The organism is Kitasatospora sp. NPDC093550, assembly GCF_044764985.1.
In the GTDB taxonomy this organism is placed as follows: domain Bacteria; phylum Actinomycetota; class Actinomycetes; order Streptomycetales; family Streptomycetaceae; genus Kitasatospora.
On the sequence record NZ_JBIWJF010000038.1, the window covers coordinates 1 to 16,492 of the forward strand.

General features: G+C 72.5%; 17 protein-coding genes and 1 riboswitch. Of the genes, 11 read left to right on the forward strand and 6 right to left on the reverse strand.

Annotated features, from left to right (window positions below):
- Positions 1 to 198 precede the first annotated feature (198 nt).
- The gene (gene otsB, locus ACIRD3_RS36090; protein WP_402225178.1) at positions 199 to 1,059 is read left to right on the forward strand and encodes a trehalose-phosphatase; all 861 of its coding nucleotides are present in this window, start codon (positions 199 to 201) and stop codon (positions 1,057 to 1,059) included.
- On the opposite strand, the gene ACIRD3_RS36095 is transcribed toward otsB, so the two are convergent.
- On the reverse strand, positions 1,037 to 2,512 hold the full coding sequence (locus ACIRD3_RS36095) for a trehalose-6-phosphate synthase (protein WP_402225180.1): 1,476 nt from the start codon (positions 2,510 to 2,512) through the stop codon (positions 1,037 to 1,039). The two genes, otsB and ACIRD3_RS36095, sit on opposite strands and share 23 nt — an antisense overlap.
- A 38-nt stretch (positions 2,513 to 2,550) precedes the next feature.
- Positions 2,551 to 3,555: a glucosyl-3-phosphoglycerate synthase gene (locus ACIRD3_RS36100; protein WP_402225183.1), complete on the reverse strand. Its 1,005-nt coding sequence runs from the start codon at positions 3,553 to 3,555 to the stop codon at positions 2,551 to 2,553.
- 147 nt (positions 3,556 to 3,702) lie between these two features.
- Positions 3,703 to 3,836: riboswitch (SAM riboswitch) on the forward strand.
- A 16-nt stretch (positions 3,837 to 3,852) separates the two neighbouring features.
- Here ACIRD3_RS36100 and thrC point away from each other — a divergent pair.
- The 5 genes from thrC to ACIRD3_RS36125 all read left to right on the forward strand — a co-directional run bounded on the left by thrC (position 3,853) and on the right by ACIRD3_RS36125 (position 8,595).
- The gene (gene thrC, locus ACIRD3_RS36105) at positions 3,853 to 5,133 is read left to right on the forward strand and encodes a threonine synthase (protein WP_402225185.1); all 1,281 of its coding nucleotides are present in this window, start codon (positions 3,853 to 3,855) and stop codon (positions 5,131 to 5,133) included.
- Between the two features lie 27 nt (positions 5,134 to 5,160).
- Positions 5,161 to 5,439, forward strand: a complete 279-nt coding sequence (locus ACIRD3_RS36110) for a MoaD/ThiS family protein (RefSeq protein ID WP_402225188.1) — start codon at positions 5,161 to 5,163, stop codon at positions 5,437 to 5,439.
- A gap of 538 nt (positions 5,440 to 5,977) precedes the next feature.
- Complete coding sequence (locus ACIRD3_RS36115) at positions 5,978 to 6,181, forward strand: cold-shock protein (protein WP_030057071.1); 204 nt, start codon at positions 5,978 to 5,980, stop codon at positions 6,179 to 6,181.
- 322 nt (positions 6,182 to 6,503) lie between these two features.
- The gene (gene groL / locus ACIRD3_RS36120) at positions 6,504 to 8,126 is read left to right on the forward strand and encodes a chaperonin GroEL (RefSeq protein WP_045692318.1); all 1,623 of its coding nucleotides are present in this window, start codon (positions 6,504 to 6,506) and stop codon (positions 8,124 to 8,126) included.
- 112 nt (positions 8,127 to 8,238) lie between these two features.
- Positions 8,239 to 8,595, forward strand: coding sequence for a hypothetical protein (locus tag ACIRD3_RS36125; RefSeq protein WP_402225190.1), 357 nt, complete (start codon positions 8,239 to 8,241; stop codon positions 8,593 to 8,595).
- A gap of 16 nt (positions 8,596 to 8,611) precedes the next feature.
- On the opposite strand, the gene ACIRD3_RS36130 is transcribed toward ACIRD3_RS36125, so the two are convergent.
- Positions 8,612 to 9,250: a hypothetical protein gene (locus tag ACIRD3_RS36130; protein WP_402225192.1), complete on the reverse strand. Its 639-nt coding sequence runs from the start codon at positions 9,248 to 9,250 to the stop codon at positions 8,612 to 8,614.
- A gap of 64 nt (positions 9,251 to 9,314) precedes the next feature.
- Between ACIRD3_RS36130 and ACIRD3_RS36135 the strand changes: the two genes are divergently transcribed.
- From ACIRD3_RS36135 to ACIRD3_RS36145, 3 genes are read left to right on the forward strand one after another with little or no spacing between them, the layout of a single operon-like run.
- Positions 9,315 to 9,668 (forward strand): PadR family transcriptional regulator, encoded by a 354-nt coding sequence (locus tag ACIRD3_RS36135; RefSeq protein ID WP_402225195.1) that lies wholly within the window; start codon positions 9,315 to 9,317, stop codon positions 9,666 to 9,668.
- Positions 9,665 to 10,606 (forward strand): hypothetical protein, encoded by a 942-nt coding sequence (locus ACIRD3_RS36140; protein WP_402225198.1) that lies wholly within the window; start codon positions 9,665 to 9,667, stop codon positions 10,604 to 10,606. Before ACIRD3_RS36135 ends, ACIRD3_RS36140 begins: the two co-directional genes overlap by 4 nt.
- A gap of 58 nt (positions 10,607 to 10,664) precedes the next feature.
- On the forward strand, positions 10,665 to 11,351 hold the full coding sequence (locus ACIRD3_RS36145; RefSeq protein WP_402225201.1) for a copper homeostasis protein CutC: 687 nt from the start codon (positions 10,665 to 10,667) through the stop codon (positions 11,349 to 11,351).
- A 47-nt stretch (positions 11,352 to 11,398) separates the two neighbouring features.
- On the opposite strand, the gene ACIRD3_RS36150 is transcribed toward ACIRD3_RS36145, so the two are convergent.
- Complete coding sequence (locus ACIRD3_RS36150; protein ID WP_402225203.1) at positions 11,399 to 13,453, reverse strand: HelD family protein; 2,055 nt, start codon at positions 13,451 to 13,453, stop codon at positions 11,399 to 11,401.
- A 334-nt stretch (positions 13,454 to 13,787) separates the two neighbouring features.
- On the opposite strand from ACIRD3_RS36150, the gene ACIRD3_RS36155 reads away from it, so the two are divergent.
- Positions 13,788 to 13,949, forward strand: a complete 162-nt coding sequence (locus ACIRD3_RS36155; protein ID WP_402225206.1) for a hypothetical protein — start codon at positions 13,788 to 13,790, stop codon at positions 13,947 to 13,949.
- Between the two features lie 39 nt (positions 13,950 to 13,988).
- Here ACIRD3_RS36155 and ACIRD3_RS36160 read toward each other — a convergent pair whose 3' ends face one another.
- On the reverse strand, positions 13,989 to 15,626 hold the full coding sequence (locus ACIRD3_RS36160) for a DNA repair helicase XPB (RefSeq protein WP_402225208.1): 1,638 nt from the start codon (positions 15,624 to 15,626) through the stop codon (positions 13,989 to 13,991).
- A gap of 81 nt (positions 15,627 to 15,707) precedes the next feature.
- The gene (locus ACIRD3_RS36165; RefSeq protein WP_402225210.1) at positions 15,708 to 16,112 is read right to left on the reverse strand and encodes a hypothetical protein; all 405 of its coding nucleotides are present in this window, start codon (positions 16,110 to 16,112) and stop codon (positions 15,708 to 15,710) included.
- Between the two features lie 118 nt (positions 16,113 to 16,230).
- Between ACIRD3_RS36165 and ACIRD3_RS36170 the strand changes: the two genes are divergently transcribed.
- Positions 16,231 to 16,482, forward strand: a complete 252-nt coding sequence (locus tag ACIRD3_RS36170) for a hypothetical protein (protein ID WP_402225212.1) — start codon at positions 16,231 to 16,233, stop codon at positions 16,480 to 16,482.
- Positions 16,483 to 16,492: the final 10 nt, after the last annotated feature.

Here is a 16,492-nt window from a genome sequence, read left to right on the forward strand (position 1 = left end):
CGTTGGCAGTCTGAAAATCACCCGCAACGCCCCTCTCCGGGCCACCCCCTGCGCCGCCCCTTCCGCAGCACTCCCTCTCGCCTGGTCGGGTGAGGGGAGGGGGAGGGGGAGGGGGAGGGGGGAGGTGGGGTGAGGGCGGGGGGTGGGTGCTGGTTTGTTTCTGGGGCGCGGGGCTTTGGGTCTGCGTGTCTGCTGGGTATGGGCCTCGGTATGGGATTTGAAGAGGTGTGGGTGCCGGGGACCGAGGCTGGGCGGGATGGGCTGCGGGCGATCCTGCGGGGGCCTCGGGATGCGGTGGTGGGGTTGGACTTCGACGGGACGTTGGCGCCGATCGTGGCGGATCCGAGTCGGGCCAGGGCGCATCCGGGGGTGGCGGGGGCGTTGCGGGTGTTGGCGCCGGCGGTGGGGGCCGTGGTGGTGGTGACGGGGCGGCCGGCGGCGTTGGCGGTGGAGTACGGGGGGTTGGCGGGGGTGCCGGGGGTCGTGGTGTTGGGGCACTACGGCGCCGAGCGGTGGGAGGGGGGTGTGGTGACGGCGCCGGAGGTGCACCCGGGGGTGGCGGGTGTGCGGGAGGCGTTGCCGGGGGTGTTGGCGCGGGTGGGGGCGCCCGACGGGGTGTGGTTGGAGGACAAGGGGCGCTCGGTGGCGGTGCACACCCGGCGTGCGGCGGCGCCGGAGGAGGCGTTGGAGTCGTTGCGGGCGCCGGTGGCGGAGCTGGCCGGTGCGTACGGGCTGGTGGTGGAGCCCGGGCGGCTGGTGCTGGAGCTGCGGCCGCCGGGGGTGGACAAGGGGGCGGCGTTGACCGGTTTCCTGCGGGAGCGGGGTGCCCGGTCGGTGTTGTACGCCGGGGACGACCTGGGTGATCTGGCGGCCTTCGCGGCGGTGGAGGAGTTGCGGGGCGAGGGGGTGGCCGGGCTGCTGGTGTGCAGTGGGGCGGTGGGGGACGCGCCGGTGAAGGAGTTGGCCGACCGCGCGGACCTGGTGGTCGCGGGGCCGGCCGGGGTGGTGGAGCTGTTGGCGGCGCTGGGGGAGGCCCTTACCAGGGGGCCAGCGCGTTGAGCTGGTCGAGGAACCACTGCTGCGGGGGGAGCGCGGTGGCCGCCGCCGCGAGGCGCTTGGTGCGGTCGGCGCGCTCCTCCTCGGGCATGGTGAGGGCGGTGTGCAGGGCTTCGGCGGTGGCGATCACGTCGTACGGGTTGACGGTGAGGGCGTCGTCCTTGAGCTCGGTGTGGGCGCCGGCCTCGCGGGAGAGGACCAGGGCGCAGCCGCGGTCGGAGACCACGGGGACTTCCTTGGCCACCAGGTTCATGCCGTCCCGGATGGGGTTCACGAGGGCGACGTCGGCCAGCCGGTAGGCGGCGAGGGAGCGCGGGAAGTCGTCGTTGACGTGCAGGATCAGGGGTTGCCAGGTGGGGGTGGCGAACTCGGTGTTGATGGCCTCGGCCAGGTCCTGGACGGCGGCCGTGTAGTTCCGGTACTCGGCCAGGTCGGTGCGGGACGGGTAGGCGAAGGCGATGTGGACCACCCGGTCGTGCCACTCGGGGCGGGTACGGAGCAGGTGCCGGTAGGCCTGGAGGCCGCGGACGATGTTCTTGCTCAGCTCGGTGCGGTCGACCCGGACGATGGTGCGGCGGTCGCCGACGGCGGCGCGCAGGGCGGTGAGGCGTTCGTCCACGTCGGGGCGGTGGGCGCGTTCGCGCAGGAAGTCGGCGTCGGCGCCGAGGGCGTGGACGCCCAGGTGGGTGGTGCGGCCGTCGTGGGTGACGGTGAGCGCCTCGTGGTCGATCGTGGCGCCGAGGAGGTCCTGGCAGCAGGCGGCGAAGGCGCGGGCCCAGCGTTCGGTGAGGAAGCCGGCCCGGTCGGCGCCCAGGATGCCGGTGAGGACGGCACGGGCGACGTCGTCGGGGAGCAGCCGGTAGTACTCGGGCGGGGCCCACGGGGTGTGCGAGAAGTGGCCGATCCGCAGGTCGGGACGGGCTTCGCGGAGCAGGGCCGGGGTCAGGGAGAGGTGGTAGTCCTGGACCAGGACGGCGGCGTTCGGGGCGGCTTCGGCGGCCAGGGCGTCTGCGAAGGCGCTGTTGTAGGCCTGGTAGGCGGCCCATTCGGTGCGGAAGCCGGCGTCGAAGGCGGGCGCGGTGGGCGTCGCGTAGAGAAGGTGGTGGACGAACCAGAGGGTGGAGTTGGCGACGCCGTTGTAGGCGCGGGCGAAGGTCTCGGGGTCGATGTCCAGCATGCGGACGGCCTGGCCGCCGACGTCGTGGCCGGCCAGGTCCAGGCGGCCGTCGGGAGCGTCCGCGGCCGCTCTGCGGTCGGCGTCGTTGAGGGCCGCGCAGACCCAGACGGCGTTCGGGTCGTCGATCGCGGAGAGGCCGGAGACCAGCCCGCCGCCGCCGCGTCGCAGGGTCAGCGTGCCGTCGTCGGCGGTGCTGAACGACACCGGTCCCCGGTTGGAGGCCACCAGGACGGGGGCGGTGCCGGTCGCACTCGAACGTTCGGTCGTGAGATCGCCCATGGTTGGGATGTTGCCGGGGCTCCGGGGTGGCAAACCCGTCAATGGCGGGTGGCGTATTCGGGGACGGTGTGCATGGGGGGGCGTTCCAGGGCGGTGACGGGGTGGGTGTGGCCGGTGAAGGCGCGGGTGTCCGGGTCGCGGGTGAACTGGGTGAGCTCGGGGCGGACGAGGTCGGCGGAGGCCTTGAGGCGGTGGGTGCGGTCGAGGCGTTCGAGGGCGGTGCGGTAGATGGTGGCGGCCATCCGGCCGAGGGCCTGGCCGTCCTGGTGGCGGTGGTGCCGGACGCCGACGTCGACCTGGGCCAGGGCGTCCAGTCCGACCAGCTCCAGCGCGTCGACCAGCAGGCCGAGCTCGACGCCGTAGCCGGTGGGGAAGGGCAGCCGTTCGAGCAGGGAGCGGCGGGCCGCGTACTCGCCGCCGAGAGGCTGGACGAAACCGGCGAGTTCCGGCCAGTGGAGGTTGAGGAGGGGGCGGGCGACGAGTTCGGTGACCCGGCCGCCGCCGGCCGGGACGACGGCGCCCGATTCGGTCTCCAGGGGGCGGTCGTACATGGCCTTGACCAGGTGGATGGACTCGTCGGTGAGCAGCGGGCCGATGATCCCGGAGACGAAGGCGGGGTCGAACTCGCGCAGGTCGGCGTCGACGAAGCAGACGATGTCGCCGTGGGTGACCAGCAGCGAGCGCCAGAGCACCTCGCCCTTGCCGGGGGCGGCGGGGAGCCGGGGCAGGATGGCGTCGCGGTGCTCGACCCGGGCGCCGGCCTCGGCGGCGACGGCGGCGGTGGCGTCGGTGGAGCCGGAGTCGACCACGACGAGTTCGTCGACGAGCGGGAGGCGTTCCATCAGCTCGCGGCGGACGGTGCGGACGATGTCGCCGACGGTGGCCTCCTCGTCCAGGGCGGGGAGGACGACGCTGACCGTGCGCCCGGTGCGTTCCTTGGCCGCGAGGAGGGTGCGGACCGGCCGGTCGGCCGCGCTCCAGGAGCGCCGGCGCAGCCAGGACGCCGCCTGCGGGAGGAGCTCGGGGGTCGGTTCGGCGGGCACGGAAGTCTCCTCGGCGGGTCGGGTGGAACGGCTCATCTCGCGTGGCGGACGGTCCCGTTCAGGATTGACGCCTTCGGATACAGTCTTCGTACAGCGGTCGGACCTTCGCACGCCGGGGTCACCGTTGAGCACCACCACAATTTCACAAGCTCATCCAGAGGGACTGAGGGAACGGCCCGTTGACGTCCCGGCAACCTTCCCGCGCGGCTGTCGTCGACAGGCCGGCGGGACAGGTGCCAATTCCGGCCTGTGGCGCGACCGCGCCGCGGGGAAGATGAGGAGAGAGGCCTCGCCATCATGGCTATCGACACCGCCGCACCCGTTTCCGTGGACCTCGGCCCGGCCGCCGCCCTGTCCTGTCGGGAGTGCGGAACCCGATTCCCGCTCGGTCCCAGCTTCGCGTGCCTGGAGTGCTTCGGCCCGCTGGAGATCGCCTACGAGTTCGGCAGCGCGGGTGCCGAGGAGCTGCGCAAGCGGATCGAGGCCGGTCCGACCTCGATCTGGCGCTACGCGCCGCTGCTGCCGGTGCCGGCCGACGTGGCCTCCAAGCCCAACCTCAACCCGGGCTGGACCCCGCTGGTGAAGGCGGACAACCTGGGCCGGGAGCTCGGCTTCACCGCGCCGCTGCACATCAAGGACGACTCCGGGAACCCGACGCACTCCTTCAAGGACCGCGTGGTCGCGTGCGCGATCGAGGCGGCGCGGGCGTTCGGCTACACCACGCTGTCCTGCTCCTCCACCGGCAACCTGGCCGGTGCGGTGGGCGCGGCGGCCGCCCGGGCCGGGTTCCGGTCCTGCGTGTTCATCCCGCACGACCTGGAGCAGGGCAAGGTCGTCATGGCCGGGGTGTACGGCGGCGAGCTGGTCGGCATCGAGGGCAACTACGACGACGTGAACCGGTTCTGCTCGGAGCTCATCGGGGACCCGGCCGGCGAGGGCTGGGGCTTCGTCAACGTCAACCTGCGGCCGTACTACGGCGAGGGCTCCAAGACGCTGGCGTACGAGATCTGCGAGCAGCTCGGCTGGCGGCTCCCCGAGCAGATCGTCATCCCGATCGCCTCGGGCTCGCAGCTGACGAAGATCGACAAGGGGCTGCAGGAGCTGATCAAGCTCGGGCTGGTCGAGGACCGGCCGTACAAGGTCTTCGGCGCCCAGGCCGAGGGCTGCTCGCCGGTGTCGGCCGCCTTCAAGGCCGGCCGGGACGTGATCAAGCCGGTCAAGCCGGACACCATCGCCAAGTCGCTGGCGATCGGCAACCCGGCCGACGGCCCGTACGTGCTGGACATCGCCCGCCGGACCGGCGGTGCCGTGGAGGACGTCACGGACGCCGAGGTCGTGGCGGCGATCCGGCTGCTGGCGCGGACCGAGGGCATCTTCGCCGAGACCGCGGGCGGGGTGACGGTCGGCGTGCTGAAGAAGCTGGTCGAGACCGGGCAGCTGGATCCGGCCAAGGAGACCGTCGCGATCAACACCGGCGACGGCCTGAAGACCCTGGACGCCGTCGCCGACGCCGGGATGAGCGCCGTCATCCGCCCGACGCTGGACTCCTTCCGCGCCGCCGGCCTCGCGTCCGCCTGAACCACCCCCCACCCCGCAAGGAGAGCCATGAGCGCCACCGTCCGCATCCCGACCATCCTGCGCACCTACACCGGCGGCGCCGCCGAGGTGACCGCCGAGGGCGCCACCCTGGCCGAGGTCATCGCCGACCTGGAGAAGAACCACGCGGGCATCTCCGCCCGCATCCTGGACGACACCGGCAAGCTGCGCCGCTTCGTCAACGTCTACGTGAACGACGACGACGTGCGCTTCGCCGAGGGCCTGGCGACCGAGATCAAGGACGGCGCCGGCATCTCGATCATTCCGGCGGTGGCCGGCGGCTGCTGAGCCGCGCCCCGCCATTCGGCCGCCCGCGCGCACGGAATTCCGTTCTCCGTACGCGCGGGCGGCTCGTTGCATTCCGGCTGGAATATTTCCGGGTGGAGTCGGAGTAGAGTGTCGCTCGGTTGGGAACAGGGGTTCCCTCTCGGCCCCGCGCGCGCGTCCTGCCGGAAGGCGTCCGGACGGTGAGACCGGCCGGGGAAACCTGTCAGGCCGGTGTCAGAATTACCGCGGGGATTTGGGTAATTCGTCCGCTATGTCCGGCGTTAAATGCCGAGATTTTCCCGATTCGGCCCGTCCTGTCCCTTGCCGCTGCGGCGGAATTACCGGCGGTTGACCCTGTTGCAGAGGGCGTCGGTCCGGATACATTCAGCGGCGGTCGACGCAATCACCCGCTCACCGGAGGCCGTTGGGCGCTCCGCGCGGTGGGTTGCGGCGTGCACGGCTGCGCCCAGGGGGGGTTCCCCGGGCCGGCCTTCAAACCAACCCGGGCCCGCGACCTGCGGGACCGTGAAGGGCCAGCACAGCACTAGGGGAGTTCGGAATGGCTCAGGGCACCGTCAAGTGGTTCAACGCGGAGAAGGGCTACGGCTTCATCGCGGTCGACGGTGGTGCGGACGTCTTCGTCCACTACAGCGCGATCCAGATGGACGGCTACCGCACCCTCGAGGAGGGCCAGCGGGTCGAGTTCGAGATCTCTCAGGGACAGAAGGGCCCGCAGGCGGACATGGTCCGCGCCGCGGGCTGACCCCTTCCGACCCCAGGAGCTCGGCGCGGCCCTACGGCTGGTGACCACTCGCTTCTCGACGGGCCCGTACGACACGTGTCGTACGGGCCCGTCGGCGTTCCCGGGCTACCCCGACGACGGCTCGCGGGTTGCCCATTGGGCTTGCACTCGACCACCCGGAGTGCTAATCATTGGCGTTAGCACTCACAGTGTGAGAGTGACAGCGGACCGGGTCGGTGAGGCCCCCGGGAGCGGCAGGGAATGGACCTCCGCGCACCAGGGCCGTCCGTCGCGGGCACCCCTTGGTCCGAGCAGTCGACCGTGTCCCGGAGGACCACTTCTGATGGCCAAGATCATCGCCTTTGATGAGGAAGCTCGCCGCGGCCTTGAGCGTGGCATGAACCAGCTCGCCGACGCAGTGAAGGTCACGCTCGGCCCCAAGGGTCGCAACGTCGTGCTGGAGAAGAAGTGGGGCGCCCCCACGATCACCAACGACGGTGTCTCCATCGCCAAGGAGATCGAGCTCGAGGACCCGTACGAGAAGATCGGTGCGGAGCTCGTCAAGGAGGTCGCCAAGAAGACGGACGACGTCGCGGGTGACGGCACCACCACCGCCACCGTGCTCGCCCAGGCCCTGGTTCGCGAGGGTCTGCGCAACGTCGCCGCCGGCGCCAACCCGATGGCCCTGAAGCGCGGCATCGAGAAGGCCGTCGCCGCCGTCTCCGACCAGCTGCTGGCCCAGGCCAAGGACGTGGAGACCAAGGAGCAGATCGCCTCCACCGCCTCCATCTCCGCCGCCGACACCCAGATCGGCGAGCTGATCGCCGAGGCCATGGACAAGGTCGGCAAGGAAGGCGTCATCACCGTCGAGGAGAGCAACACCTTCGGCCTGGAGCTCGAGCTCACCGAGGGCATGCGCTTCGACAAGGGCTACATCTCCGCCTACTTCGCCACCGACCTGGAGCGCATGGAGGCGACCTTCGAGGACCCGTACATCCTCATCGCCAACTCCAAGATCGGCTCGGTCAAGGACCTGCTCCCGCTGCTGGAGAAGGTCATGCAGAGCGGCAAGCCGCTCGTCATCATCGCCGAGGACGTCGAGGGCGAGGCCCTGTCGACCCTGGTCGTGAACAAGATCCGCGGCACCTTCAAGTCCGTCGCCGTCAAGGCCCCGGGCTTCGGCGACCGCCGCAAGGCCATGCTCGGCGACATCGCCATCCTCACCGGTGGCACCGTGATCTCCGAGGAGGTCGGCCTCAAGCTGGAGAACGCCGGCATCGACCTGCTGGGCACCGCCCGCAAGGTGGTCATCACCAAGGACGAGACCACCATCGTCGACGGTGGCGGCGACAGCGAGCAGGTCGCGGGCCGCGTGAACCAGATCCGCGCCGAGATCGAGAACAGCGACTCGGACTACGACCGCGAGAAGCTCCAGGAGCGCCTCGCCAAGCTGGCCGGCGGCGTGGCCGTCATCAAGGCCGGCGCGGCCACCGAGGTGGAGCTCAAGGAGCGCAAGCACCGCATCGAGGACGCCGTCCGCAACGCCAAGGCCGCCGTCGAGGAGGGCATCGTCGCCGGTGGTGGCGTCGCCCTGCTGCAGGCCGGTGTCGCCTTCGACAAGCTGGAGCTGGACGGCGACGAGGCCACCGGTGCCAACATCGTCAAGGTCGCGCTGGAGGCCCCGATCAAGCAGATCGCGACCAACGCCGGCCTGGAGGGTGGCGTCGTGGTGGAGAAGGTGCGCAACCTCCCCGCCGGTCACGGCCTGAACGCCGCCACCAACGAGTACGTCGACCTGGTCGCCGCGGGCATCATCGACCCGGCCAAGGTCACCCGCTCCGCGCTGCAGAACGCCGCCTCCATCGCGGCGCTGTTCCTCACCACCGAGGCCGTCATCGCCGACAAGCCGGAGAAGGCCGCCGCGGCCGCCGGCGGCGGCATGCCGGGCGGTGACATGGACTTCTGATCCTGATCGCTTCGATCGGATCGGCAGGACCTCGTCCGCGTGGGCGGTTCCCTTCGGGGGGCCGCCCACGCGGCGTTTCGGCGTTCGGGGGAGTTGAGGGGAGGATGGACGGATGGCTGCTGACGACATCGAGACCGCCCTGCACAACGCGCGGGCACTGATCCTGGCCGACCTCACCGCCCGGGACGTGGCGGACGCCGCCGTCGTCTCCCTGGTGGAGCAGGCCGTCACCCACCGGCGCTGGTGGCTGGAGCAATGGCCGGACGGCACCGAGTACGTGCTCGGGCTGGTCGCCCAGGACGTCCAGGACGCGCTGCTGGAGGCGTACGGACGGTGGCCGCTGTGCACCGCCTGCGCGGCCGACGGTGACCCGCACGCGCTCAGCGTGGAGCCGGAGTTGGGGCCGGAGCCGCACTGGGTGTGCGGCAAGCAGGGCGCGGTGGTGGCGCCGGTGGGGGAGCTGGTCTAGGCCCTCAAGAGAGGGCCTAGCCGGCCAGCTCGTGGAGTTCGGCCGTCAGGTTGGTGCGGGCGGCCGCCGTGAAGCGCTCGCGGGCGGTGGGGGTGCGGTAGAGCGCGGGCAGGGCCAGGAGCTGCCGCAGGACGGCGGCGCGGCCGGCCCGGAAGTCCGGCTCGGGGACGAAGCCGTACTCCTCGCGGACGGCGGCCGCGTACCCCGCGTACGCCTCGGGGGTGCCGCCGAGGACGGCGAGGTCCGCGTCGCAGAGCACTTCGCCGTCGCGGTCCCCGGGCGCCGGGTCGTGGCTGACGGTGAGCAGGACGAGGCGCTCGACCTCGGTGACGCGGTCGGCGGGCAGGCCGGCGGCGGTCAGCGCGCGGACGGCCAGGGCGGCGCTGCGCTCCTCGTTCTCGGTGCGGTCGGGGCGGTAGACGGCGTCGTGGAACCAGGCCGCGAGGCGGACGGCGTCCGGGTCGGCGGCGTGGCCGGCGAGGTCGTCGACGTGCCGCAGGACCGCGCGCAGGTGGTCGGTGGTGTGGTAGCGGCGCTGCGGCTCGGACCAGCGGCGCAGCAGCTCCCGGCCGTACGGCTCCGGGTCGGGGGTGGTGCCGCAGCGGTGCAGCAGGGCGGTCCAGGCGGTGAGCAGGTCGTCGTTCGGCGTCGGCATGGGGGTCATTGTGGCGCGTGGTTCCGGTGGACGGGATGTGCCGGTCAGCGATATATGTAGTCACATGACAGAACGCTCCATGCAGGAGCCGACGCTGCTTCTGCTCACCGCGCTGGCCGATGCCCCGAGGCACGGCTACGCGCTCATCCAGGAGATCAGCGCGATCTCCGACGGCCGGGTGAAGATGCGCACCGGCACGCTCTACGGCGCGCTCGACCGGCTGCTGGGCCAGGGCCTGATCGAGGTCGCCGCCGAGGAGGTGGTGGACGGCCGCGCCCGGCGCACCTACGCGCTCACCGACGCCGGTCGGGGCGCGCTGGCCACCGAGGCCGAGCGGCTGCGGGCCGTGGCCGCCGAGGCCGAGCGGCGGCTCTCCGTCGCCGTTGTCACTCCGAGGGTCAGGGGGGCCTTCGCATGAGCATGAGTGGGTCGACCGTTGCCGTCCGGACGGCGCTGGCGCTCTACCCGGGCCGTTACCGCCGCGAGCGCGGGGACGAGCTGGCCGACGTCTTCGCCGACACCACGGCGGAGGCCGGCCGGGCCGCCAAGGTCAGGGAGCTGCTCGACCTGGGGGCGTACGGGCTGCGCATGCGGACCGGGCTGACCTCCACGTCGCGGGGCGGGCGGCTGGCGGCGCTGGCGGCCCCGCTGGTGGTCGGGGCGGCCGCCGGACTGAAGGGGACCCAGGCGCTGTTGGAGCACCTGGCGGACGGCGTGAACGGCGTGCCGGATCCGGCGTGGGGGCTGCGGTACTTCCTGCCCTACTGGGGGCTGCTGCTGGGGGCGCTGCTCTCCGCGGGGGCGGCGCTGCTCGGACGGTGGACGGCGGCGAAGCTGCTGGCCGGGCTGGCGGCGCTGGCCGCGGTGGCGGACCTCGTGGTCGCGGTGACCGCTCCGGAGGTCGTCCAGCCGCTCTGGGTGTTCCTCGAAGCCTTCCAGTGGGACGGGCCGTTCGTGCTCTGGGCGCTGGTGCTGCTGGCCGCGCCGTCGGACGTCCTGCCGGTGCCGGCCTGGCGCGAACGGGCCCTGATGGCCGCCGCGGCGGTGCTGGTCCCGGTCGTGGCGTTCACGGACGACGTCTACAGCAGCCGGCACCAGCTGGATTCGCCGTGGCGGGCGCTGATGGTCGTCGTGCCGCTGCTGATGGCGCTGTCGGCCGTGCGCGGCTGGTACCTGGTGGCCGTTCCCGGGCTCGCGGTGCTGCCCTGGGCGCTGAGCGTCAACCTGCACGCGCTCTGGCAGCAGCAGGGCGGCGCCTGGAAGCTGCTGCCGATGGCCGCGCTGACGGTGGCGGCGGCGGTCGCGCTGGCGGTGGTGGGCCGCCGGAGGGGCTCGCGAGGGCGGCGGTTGGCCTGAGCGGCCGGGCCGGGGGTGCGGTCTCGCCGGGCCCGGTCGGATGTGGCAACCTACTGATATGTCTAGACCAATTTTCGAAGTCATCGCGCTGACGCCCCAGGACGCCCAGGCCGCCGAGTCGGGCGGCGCCGACCGGCTCGAACTGGTCACCGACATGGCCGCCGACGGGCTCACCCCGTCCGTCGAGGACTTCGCCCGGATCCGGGCCGCCGTCGGCATCCCGCTGCGGGTCATGCTCCGGATCCGGGACGGCTTCGCCCCCGGCGACCTGGACGAGCTGTGCGCCCGGGCCACCGCCCTGCGGGCCGAGGGCGCCGAGGAGTTCGTCCTCGGCTTCCTCGACGCCGACGGCGCCGTCGACCTGGCCGCCACCGCGGCCGTCGCCGAGGCGGTGGCGGGCTGCCGCTGGACCTTCCACCGGGCGATCGACCACAGTGCCGACCGGGCCGCCCTGCGGGCCGCCGTCGGCGCGCTGCCCGGGCTGGACACCTTCCTCACCTCGGGCTCGGCCGCCGGCGTGGACGCCGGGCGCGCGGTGCTGTCGGCCGAGCTGGCCCGCGCCGGTGAACCCGGCTACCGGCAGCGGATCCTGATCGGCGGCGGCCTGCGGGCCGAGCACCTGAAGGACCTGCGGGCAGAGGGCTTCGACGCCTTCCACGTCGGCGGCGCGGTGCGGACCGACGGCTGGCGGACGCCGGTGGACCCGGCCAAGGTCGCCGAGTGGCGGGCGATGATCGACGCCTGAGCGCGGTACGGAAGGGCCGGCCCCGAGGCGGGGCCGGCCCTTCCGCGTCACGACCGCAGCTGCTCGGGCAGCGGCTCGTGGTGCAGCACGGTCAGCCCGGAGACGGCGCGGGTCAGCGCCACGTACAGGCGCCGCAGGCCGGTCCGCTCGTCCGGTTCGCCGGCGATCACCGCGGCGGGCTCGTCCAGCACCACGAAGTCGTACTCCAGGCCCTTGGCCAGCGAGGCCGGGACGAGGGTGAGCCGGGCCTCGGCGCTGGTCTCCGTCCCGGGGGACAGGTGCGGCAGGCCGGCCGCGGCCAACGCCTCGGCGAGCTGCGGGATCCGGGCGTCGGCGGCGATCAGGCCGGTCGAGCCCTCGTGCTCCAGGGCCTCCCGGCAGGCGGCGACCACCGCCTCCACCCTTCCGTCCTCCGGGACGTGACGGATCGTCAGGGAGCCGGGCGCCTCGCGGACCGAGGTCGCCGGGGCCAGGCCCGGGGCGATCGCCGGGAGCAGCCGGGAGGCGTACGCGATGACCTCCTCCGGCACCCGGAAGCCCTTGGTCAGCTCCTCGATGTGCGCCTCCGGCTTGCCCAGGTGGTGCAGCGCGTCCGGCCAACTCGCCGTCGCCCAGGGGGTGGTGCCCTGGGCGAGGTCGCCGAGGACGGTCGCCGAGCCGGTGGTGCAGCGGCGGCCGACCGCGCGGTACTGCATCGGCGAGAGGTCCTGCGCCTCGTCGAGCACCACGTGGCCGAGCGAGGGCGTGCGCTGCACCAGGTCCGTCGCCTCGTCGACCAGGACGGCGTCGGCCGGCGTCCAGCGGGCGGTCTTCACCGAGCGGCCGGGCTTGGGCCACAGCACCGCCCGCTGCTCCTCGGGGGTCAGCACGCCCTCGGCGCACTCGGCCAGGAACTCCGGGTCGGAGAGCAGCCGCAGCACCAGCTTCGCCGGGTCGACGGCCGGCCAGCACTCCTTGGCCACCGCCTTCACGGCGGTGTTGCGGGCCACCGCGTCCTGCACCCGGTCGTCCGGGGCCTCGCCGGACTGCTCCATCTTCAGCAGCACGGCGTGCGCGATGCGCTGCGGCAGGGCGTCGCGGGCGGCGCCGTAGCGGATCTCGCGGCCCTTCAACTCCTCGATGATCTCGACGAGTTCGTACACCGGGACGCGCCAGCGGCGGGAACCGCGGACGACCACGCAGGGCTCGGTCGGCAGGGTGATGCCCGCCCGCACCGCGCGGCGCAGCACCTCGGCCATCCGGGCGTCGCCCTTCAGCCGGGCCGCCTCCGGGGTGTCCTCGCTCCGGACCTCGACGTGCCCGACCAGCTGCTGGACGGTGGCCTGGGCGACGTCCAGCTCGCCGAGCGCCGGGAGCACCTGCTCGATGTAGGAGAGGAAGGCGTTGTTCGGCCCGATCACCAGGGTGCCGGTACGGGCCAGGCGCTCGCGGTGCGCGTACAGCAGGTACGCGACGCGGTGCAGGCCGACGGCGGTCTTCCCGGTGCCCGGCGCCCCCTGGACGCAGATGGTGCCCGTGACGTCGGAGCGGACGATCTCGTCCTGCTCGGGCTGGATGGTGGCGACGATGTCGCGCATCGGGCCGACGCGGGGCTTCTCGATCTCGGCGGCGAGCAGGGCGGAGGAGGTCTCCTCCTCGGCGGGGTCGCTGAGGTGCTCGTCCTCGTAGGCGGTGAGCTCGCCGCCGGTGTAGCCGAAGCGGCGGCGCCGCTCGACGTCCATCGGGTCGGTGCGGGTGGCCCGGTAGAACGGCTGGGAGACCGGCGCGCGCCAGTCGATCACCATCGGGTCGCCGTCGGCGTCGTGGACGTGGCGGCGGCCGATGTAGAAGTTCTCTCCCCCTCCGCCCTCGCTCAGCTCCTCGCTGATCGCGTGCAGGTAGTCGAGGCGGCCGAAGAACAGCGGGGTGTGGGAGAGGTCGGCCAGGGCGGCGATCCTGGCCTCGATCTGGTTCTGGAGGACGACGGCCGACACCCAGGTGCCGGTCACGTCGCGCAGGTCGAGCGACTCGACGTCCGCGCGCATCGCTCGCAGCGCGGCCCGGGACGCGGCCAGGTGGTCGCGTTCGCGCTGGAGGGGGTCGGTGGTGGGGGTGGCGGGCACAGCGAACCTTCCCGGCTGCCCCGGTGGGTGGGCGCAGCGGATCGATGGAGCTCACGGTGGGGTACAGCCGACCGGTTGCCGTGCGGTCGGCGCCTCCCCCGGCTGCCTGCGGGACTTCAGCAGGTACCACGGTTCGGGAGGGGGCAGGCGGACGATCTTAGACCCGTCCTCCCGGGGTTTCCAGCCCCGCAGGTCAGGGCCGGGTCGGGCGGGGTCTCGGGGTTCGCCCTGCGGGGTCTCGGGGTCCGCCTACACCTGGAGGACGAGCGCCGTCCCGGCGGATACGGCCTTTGGAGTGATGCCCGCGGCCGGTCGGGTGCCTACCGTTGAAGACATGAGCACCCAGACCCGCACCCCCCGTTCCGGCCCGGCCGGCGCCACCGCCGTCCCCGGGCGCCACCGCAACCCGCTGAGCACCGCCGTCCGCAACCTCGGCATCGCCCTGGACACCGCCGCGCGCGTGATCTTCCTCGGGCGCGACGGCGTCCGCTACTGAGCCCGTCCTGCTGAGCCGGTCCGCGGCGGCGGCCCGCGGTTACAGCACGTCGTCCGCGTCGATGATCCGGTACGCGTAGCCCTGCTCGGCCAGGAAGCGCTGCCGGTGGGCGGCGAAGTCCTGGTCCACGGTGTCCCGGGCGACCACCGAGTAGAAGTGGGCCGCGTGGCCGTCCGCCTTGGGACGCAGCACCCGGCCGAGCCGCTGGGCCTCCTCCTGGCGGGAGCCGAAGGTCCCGGAGACCTGGATGGCCACCGTGGCCTCGGGCAGGTCGATCGAGAAGTTCGCGACCTTGGAGACCACCAGGACGCCGATCTCCTTGTTCCGGAAGGCGTCGAAGAGCTTCTCGCGCTGGGCGTTGCTGGTCTCGCCCTTGATCACCGGGGCGTCCAGGGCCTCGCCGAGCTCGTCCAGCTGGTCGATGTACTGGCCGATGATCAGCGTCTGGTCCTTCTCGTGCTTCTTGACCAGCGCCTCCACCACCCGCCGCTTGGTCGCCGTGGTGGCGCAGAAGCGGTAGCGCTCCTCCGGCTCGGCGGTCGCGTAGGCGAGCCGCTCGGAGTCGGTCAGGGTGACCCGCACCTCGCAGCAGTCGGCGGGCGCGATGTAGCCCTGCGCCTCGATCTCCTTCCACGGCGCGTCGAAGCGCTTGGGGCCGATCAGGCTGAACACGTCGCCCTCGCGGCCGTCCTCGCGCACCAGCGTCGCGGTCAGGCCGAGCCGGCGGCGGGCCTGCAGGTCGGCGGTGAACTTGAACACCGGGGCGGGCAGCAGGTGCACCTCGTCGTAGACGACCAGGCCCCAGTTGCGGGCGTCGAACAGCTCCAGGTGCGCGTAGACGCCCTTCCGCTTGGTGGTCATCACCTGGTAGGTGGCGATGGTGACCGGGCGGATCTCCTTCTTCGTCCCGCTGTACTCGCCGATCTCGTCCTCGGTCAGCGAGGTGCGCTTGACCAGCTCGTGCTTCCACTGGCGGGCCGAGACGGTGTTGGTCACCAGGATCAGCGTGGTCGACTTGGCGTGCGCCATCGCGGCCGCGCCGACCAGCGTCTTGCCGGCGCCGCAGGGCAGCACCACGACGCCGGAGCCGCCGTGCCAGAAGCCCTCCACGGCCTGCGCCTGGTACGGGCGCAGCTGCCAGCCGTCCTCGTCCAGGTCGATCGGGTGCGCCTCGCCGTCCACGTAGCCGGCGAAGTCCTCGGCGGGCCAGCCGAGTTTGAGCAGCACCTGCTTGATCTGCCCGCGCTCGGAGGGGTGCACCACCACGGTGTCCGGGTCGACCCGGGTGCCGACCAGCGGGGCGATCTTCTTGGAGCGCAGCACCTCCTCCAGCACCGGGCGGTCGGTGGTGGTGAGCACCAGTCCGTGCGTCGGGTGCTTGACCAGCTGGAGCCGGCCGTACCGGCCCATGGTGTCGGCGATGTCCACCAGCAGCGCGTGCGGCACCGGGTAGCGCGAGTACGTCACCAGGGCGTCCACCACCTGCTCGGCGTCGTGCCCGGCCGCGCGCGCGTTCCACAGCCCGAGCGGGGTCACCCGGTACGTGTGCACGTGCTCGGGCGCCCGCTCCAGCTCGGCGAACGGGGCGATGGCGCGACGGCAGTCGGCGGCCTTGGGGTGGTCGATCTCCAGGAGAAGAGTTTTGTCGCTCTGGACGATGAGCGGTCCGTCGTTCACGCGGGGAAGCCCTCCACTGGCTGACAGGGTGGTTTGACGCAGACCCTCCAGTGTCGCGCATTCCGCGGGGAACGTGGACGGCTACTTCCACTCGTAGATCTTGCCGGTGGACTTCCCGTCGGCGGTGGTGTCGAACTCGAAGACGCCGACGACGCCGTTGAGGCGTTCGAGCTGCGGGGAGGAGGTGGTGAAGAAGAGGGCGCCGCGGAAGCTGCTGCCGCCGCTCTCGGTCATGTGGCCGACGCCGCTGCCGTGCCAGGTGACGGACTGGCCGTCGGCCGTCATGTCGATGCCCTGGCCCTCACCGTAGAGCGTTCCGTCGGCCCGCATCTCGGCCTCGTAGGTGCCGAAACCGCTGACGGCGGTGCCGTAGTAGCTGCCGGAGCCCTGGAACGAGACCTCGACGACCACGTGTCCGTCGCCGGCGGACAGGACGCGTCGGCCGGTGTCCTGGCCCTGGGTGTCGCCGATCAGTTCGCCGAGCATGGTGGGTGCCTCCTTGTCGGGAACCCCCCGAACCCCCCTGTTCCCGGAGTACGCCGCTGGGAGCGGGCCGTCAAATGGGTCGAGTGACCACCGTGCGTACTCGCTCGTTGAGCTGGCCATGAAGAACTCGAAGCGCGTTCTCACCGCCCTCGCCCTGATGGGCACGGCCTTCGCCGCCACCGCCTCCTCGGCCGGGTCGGCCCACGCCCTCGCGGGCATCGGGGAGGGGCCCGGCGGGCTGCTCGCGGCGCCCGGATTCCTGATCGCCGACCAGGTCGGCGGCGGCTCCCTGCCGATCGGGCAGGGGGAGATCGGCAGCCTGGCGGACAAGGCGGTCCAGGAGAAGATGAAGGAATCGAAGGGGCACTGACGGCTCCTCC

Coding starts and splice junctions, on each gene's coding strand:
- ACIRD3_RS36140 (WP_402225198.1), top strand. CDS start 9,665: ATGAGCATGAGTGGGTCGACCGTTGCCGTCCGGACGGCGCTGGCGCTC.
- thrC (WP_402225185.1), top strand. CDS start 3,853: ATGGCTATCGACACCGCCGCACCCGTTTCCGTGGACCTCGGCCCGGCC.
- ACIRD3_RS36125 (WP_402225190.1), top strand. CDS start 8,239: ATGGCTGCTGACGACATCGAGACCGCCCTGCACAACGCGCGGGCACTG.
- ACIRD3_RS36145 (WP_402225201.1), top strand. CDS start 10,665: ATGTCTAGACCAATTTTCGAAGTCATCGCGCTGACGCCCCAGGACGCC.
- ACIRD3_RS36155 (WP_402225206.1), top strand. CDS start 13,788: ATGAGCACCCAGACCCGCACCCCCCGTTCCGGCCCGGCCGGCGCCACC.
- groL (WP_045692318.1), top strand. CDS start 6,504: ATGGCCAAGATCATCGCCTTTGATGAGGAAGCTCGCCGCGGCCTTGAG.
- ACIRD3_RS36170 (WP_402225212.1), top strand. CDS start 16,231: ATGAAGAACTCGAAGCGCGTTCTCACCGCCCTCGCCCTGATGGGCACG.
- otsB (WP_402225178.1), top strand. CDS start 199: ATGGGCCTCGGTATGGGATTTGAAGAGGTGTGGGTGCCGGGGACCGAG.
- ACIRD3_RS36110 (WP_402225188.1), top strand. CDS start 5,161: ATGAGCGCCACCGTCCGCATCCCGACCATCCTGCGCACCTACACCGGC.
- ACIRD3_RS36130 (WP_402225192.1), bottom strand. CDS start 9,250: ATGCCGACGCCGAACGACGACCTGCTCACCGCCTGGACCGCCCTGCTG.
- ACIRD3_RS36095 (WP_402225180.1), bottom strand. CDS start 2,512: ATGGGCGATCTCACGACCGAACGTTCGAGTGCGACCGGCACCGCCCCC.
- ACIRD3_RS36135 (WP_402225195.1), top strand. CDS start 9,315: ATGACAGAACGCTCCATGCAGGAGCCGACGCTGCTTCTGCTCACCGCG.
- ACIRD3_RS36165 (WP_402225210.1), bottom strand. CDS start 16,112: ATGCTCGGCGAACTGATCGGCGACACCCAGGGCCAGGACACCGGCCGA.
- ACIRD3_RS36115 (WP_030057071.1), top strand. CDS start 5,978: ATGGCTCAGGGCACCGTCAAGTGGTTCAACGCGGAGAAGGGCTACGGC.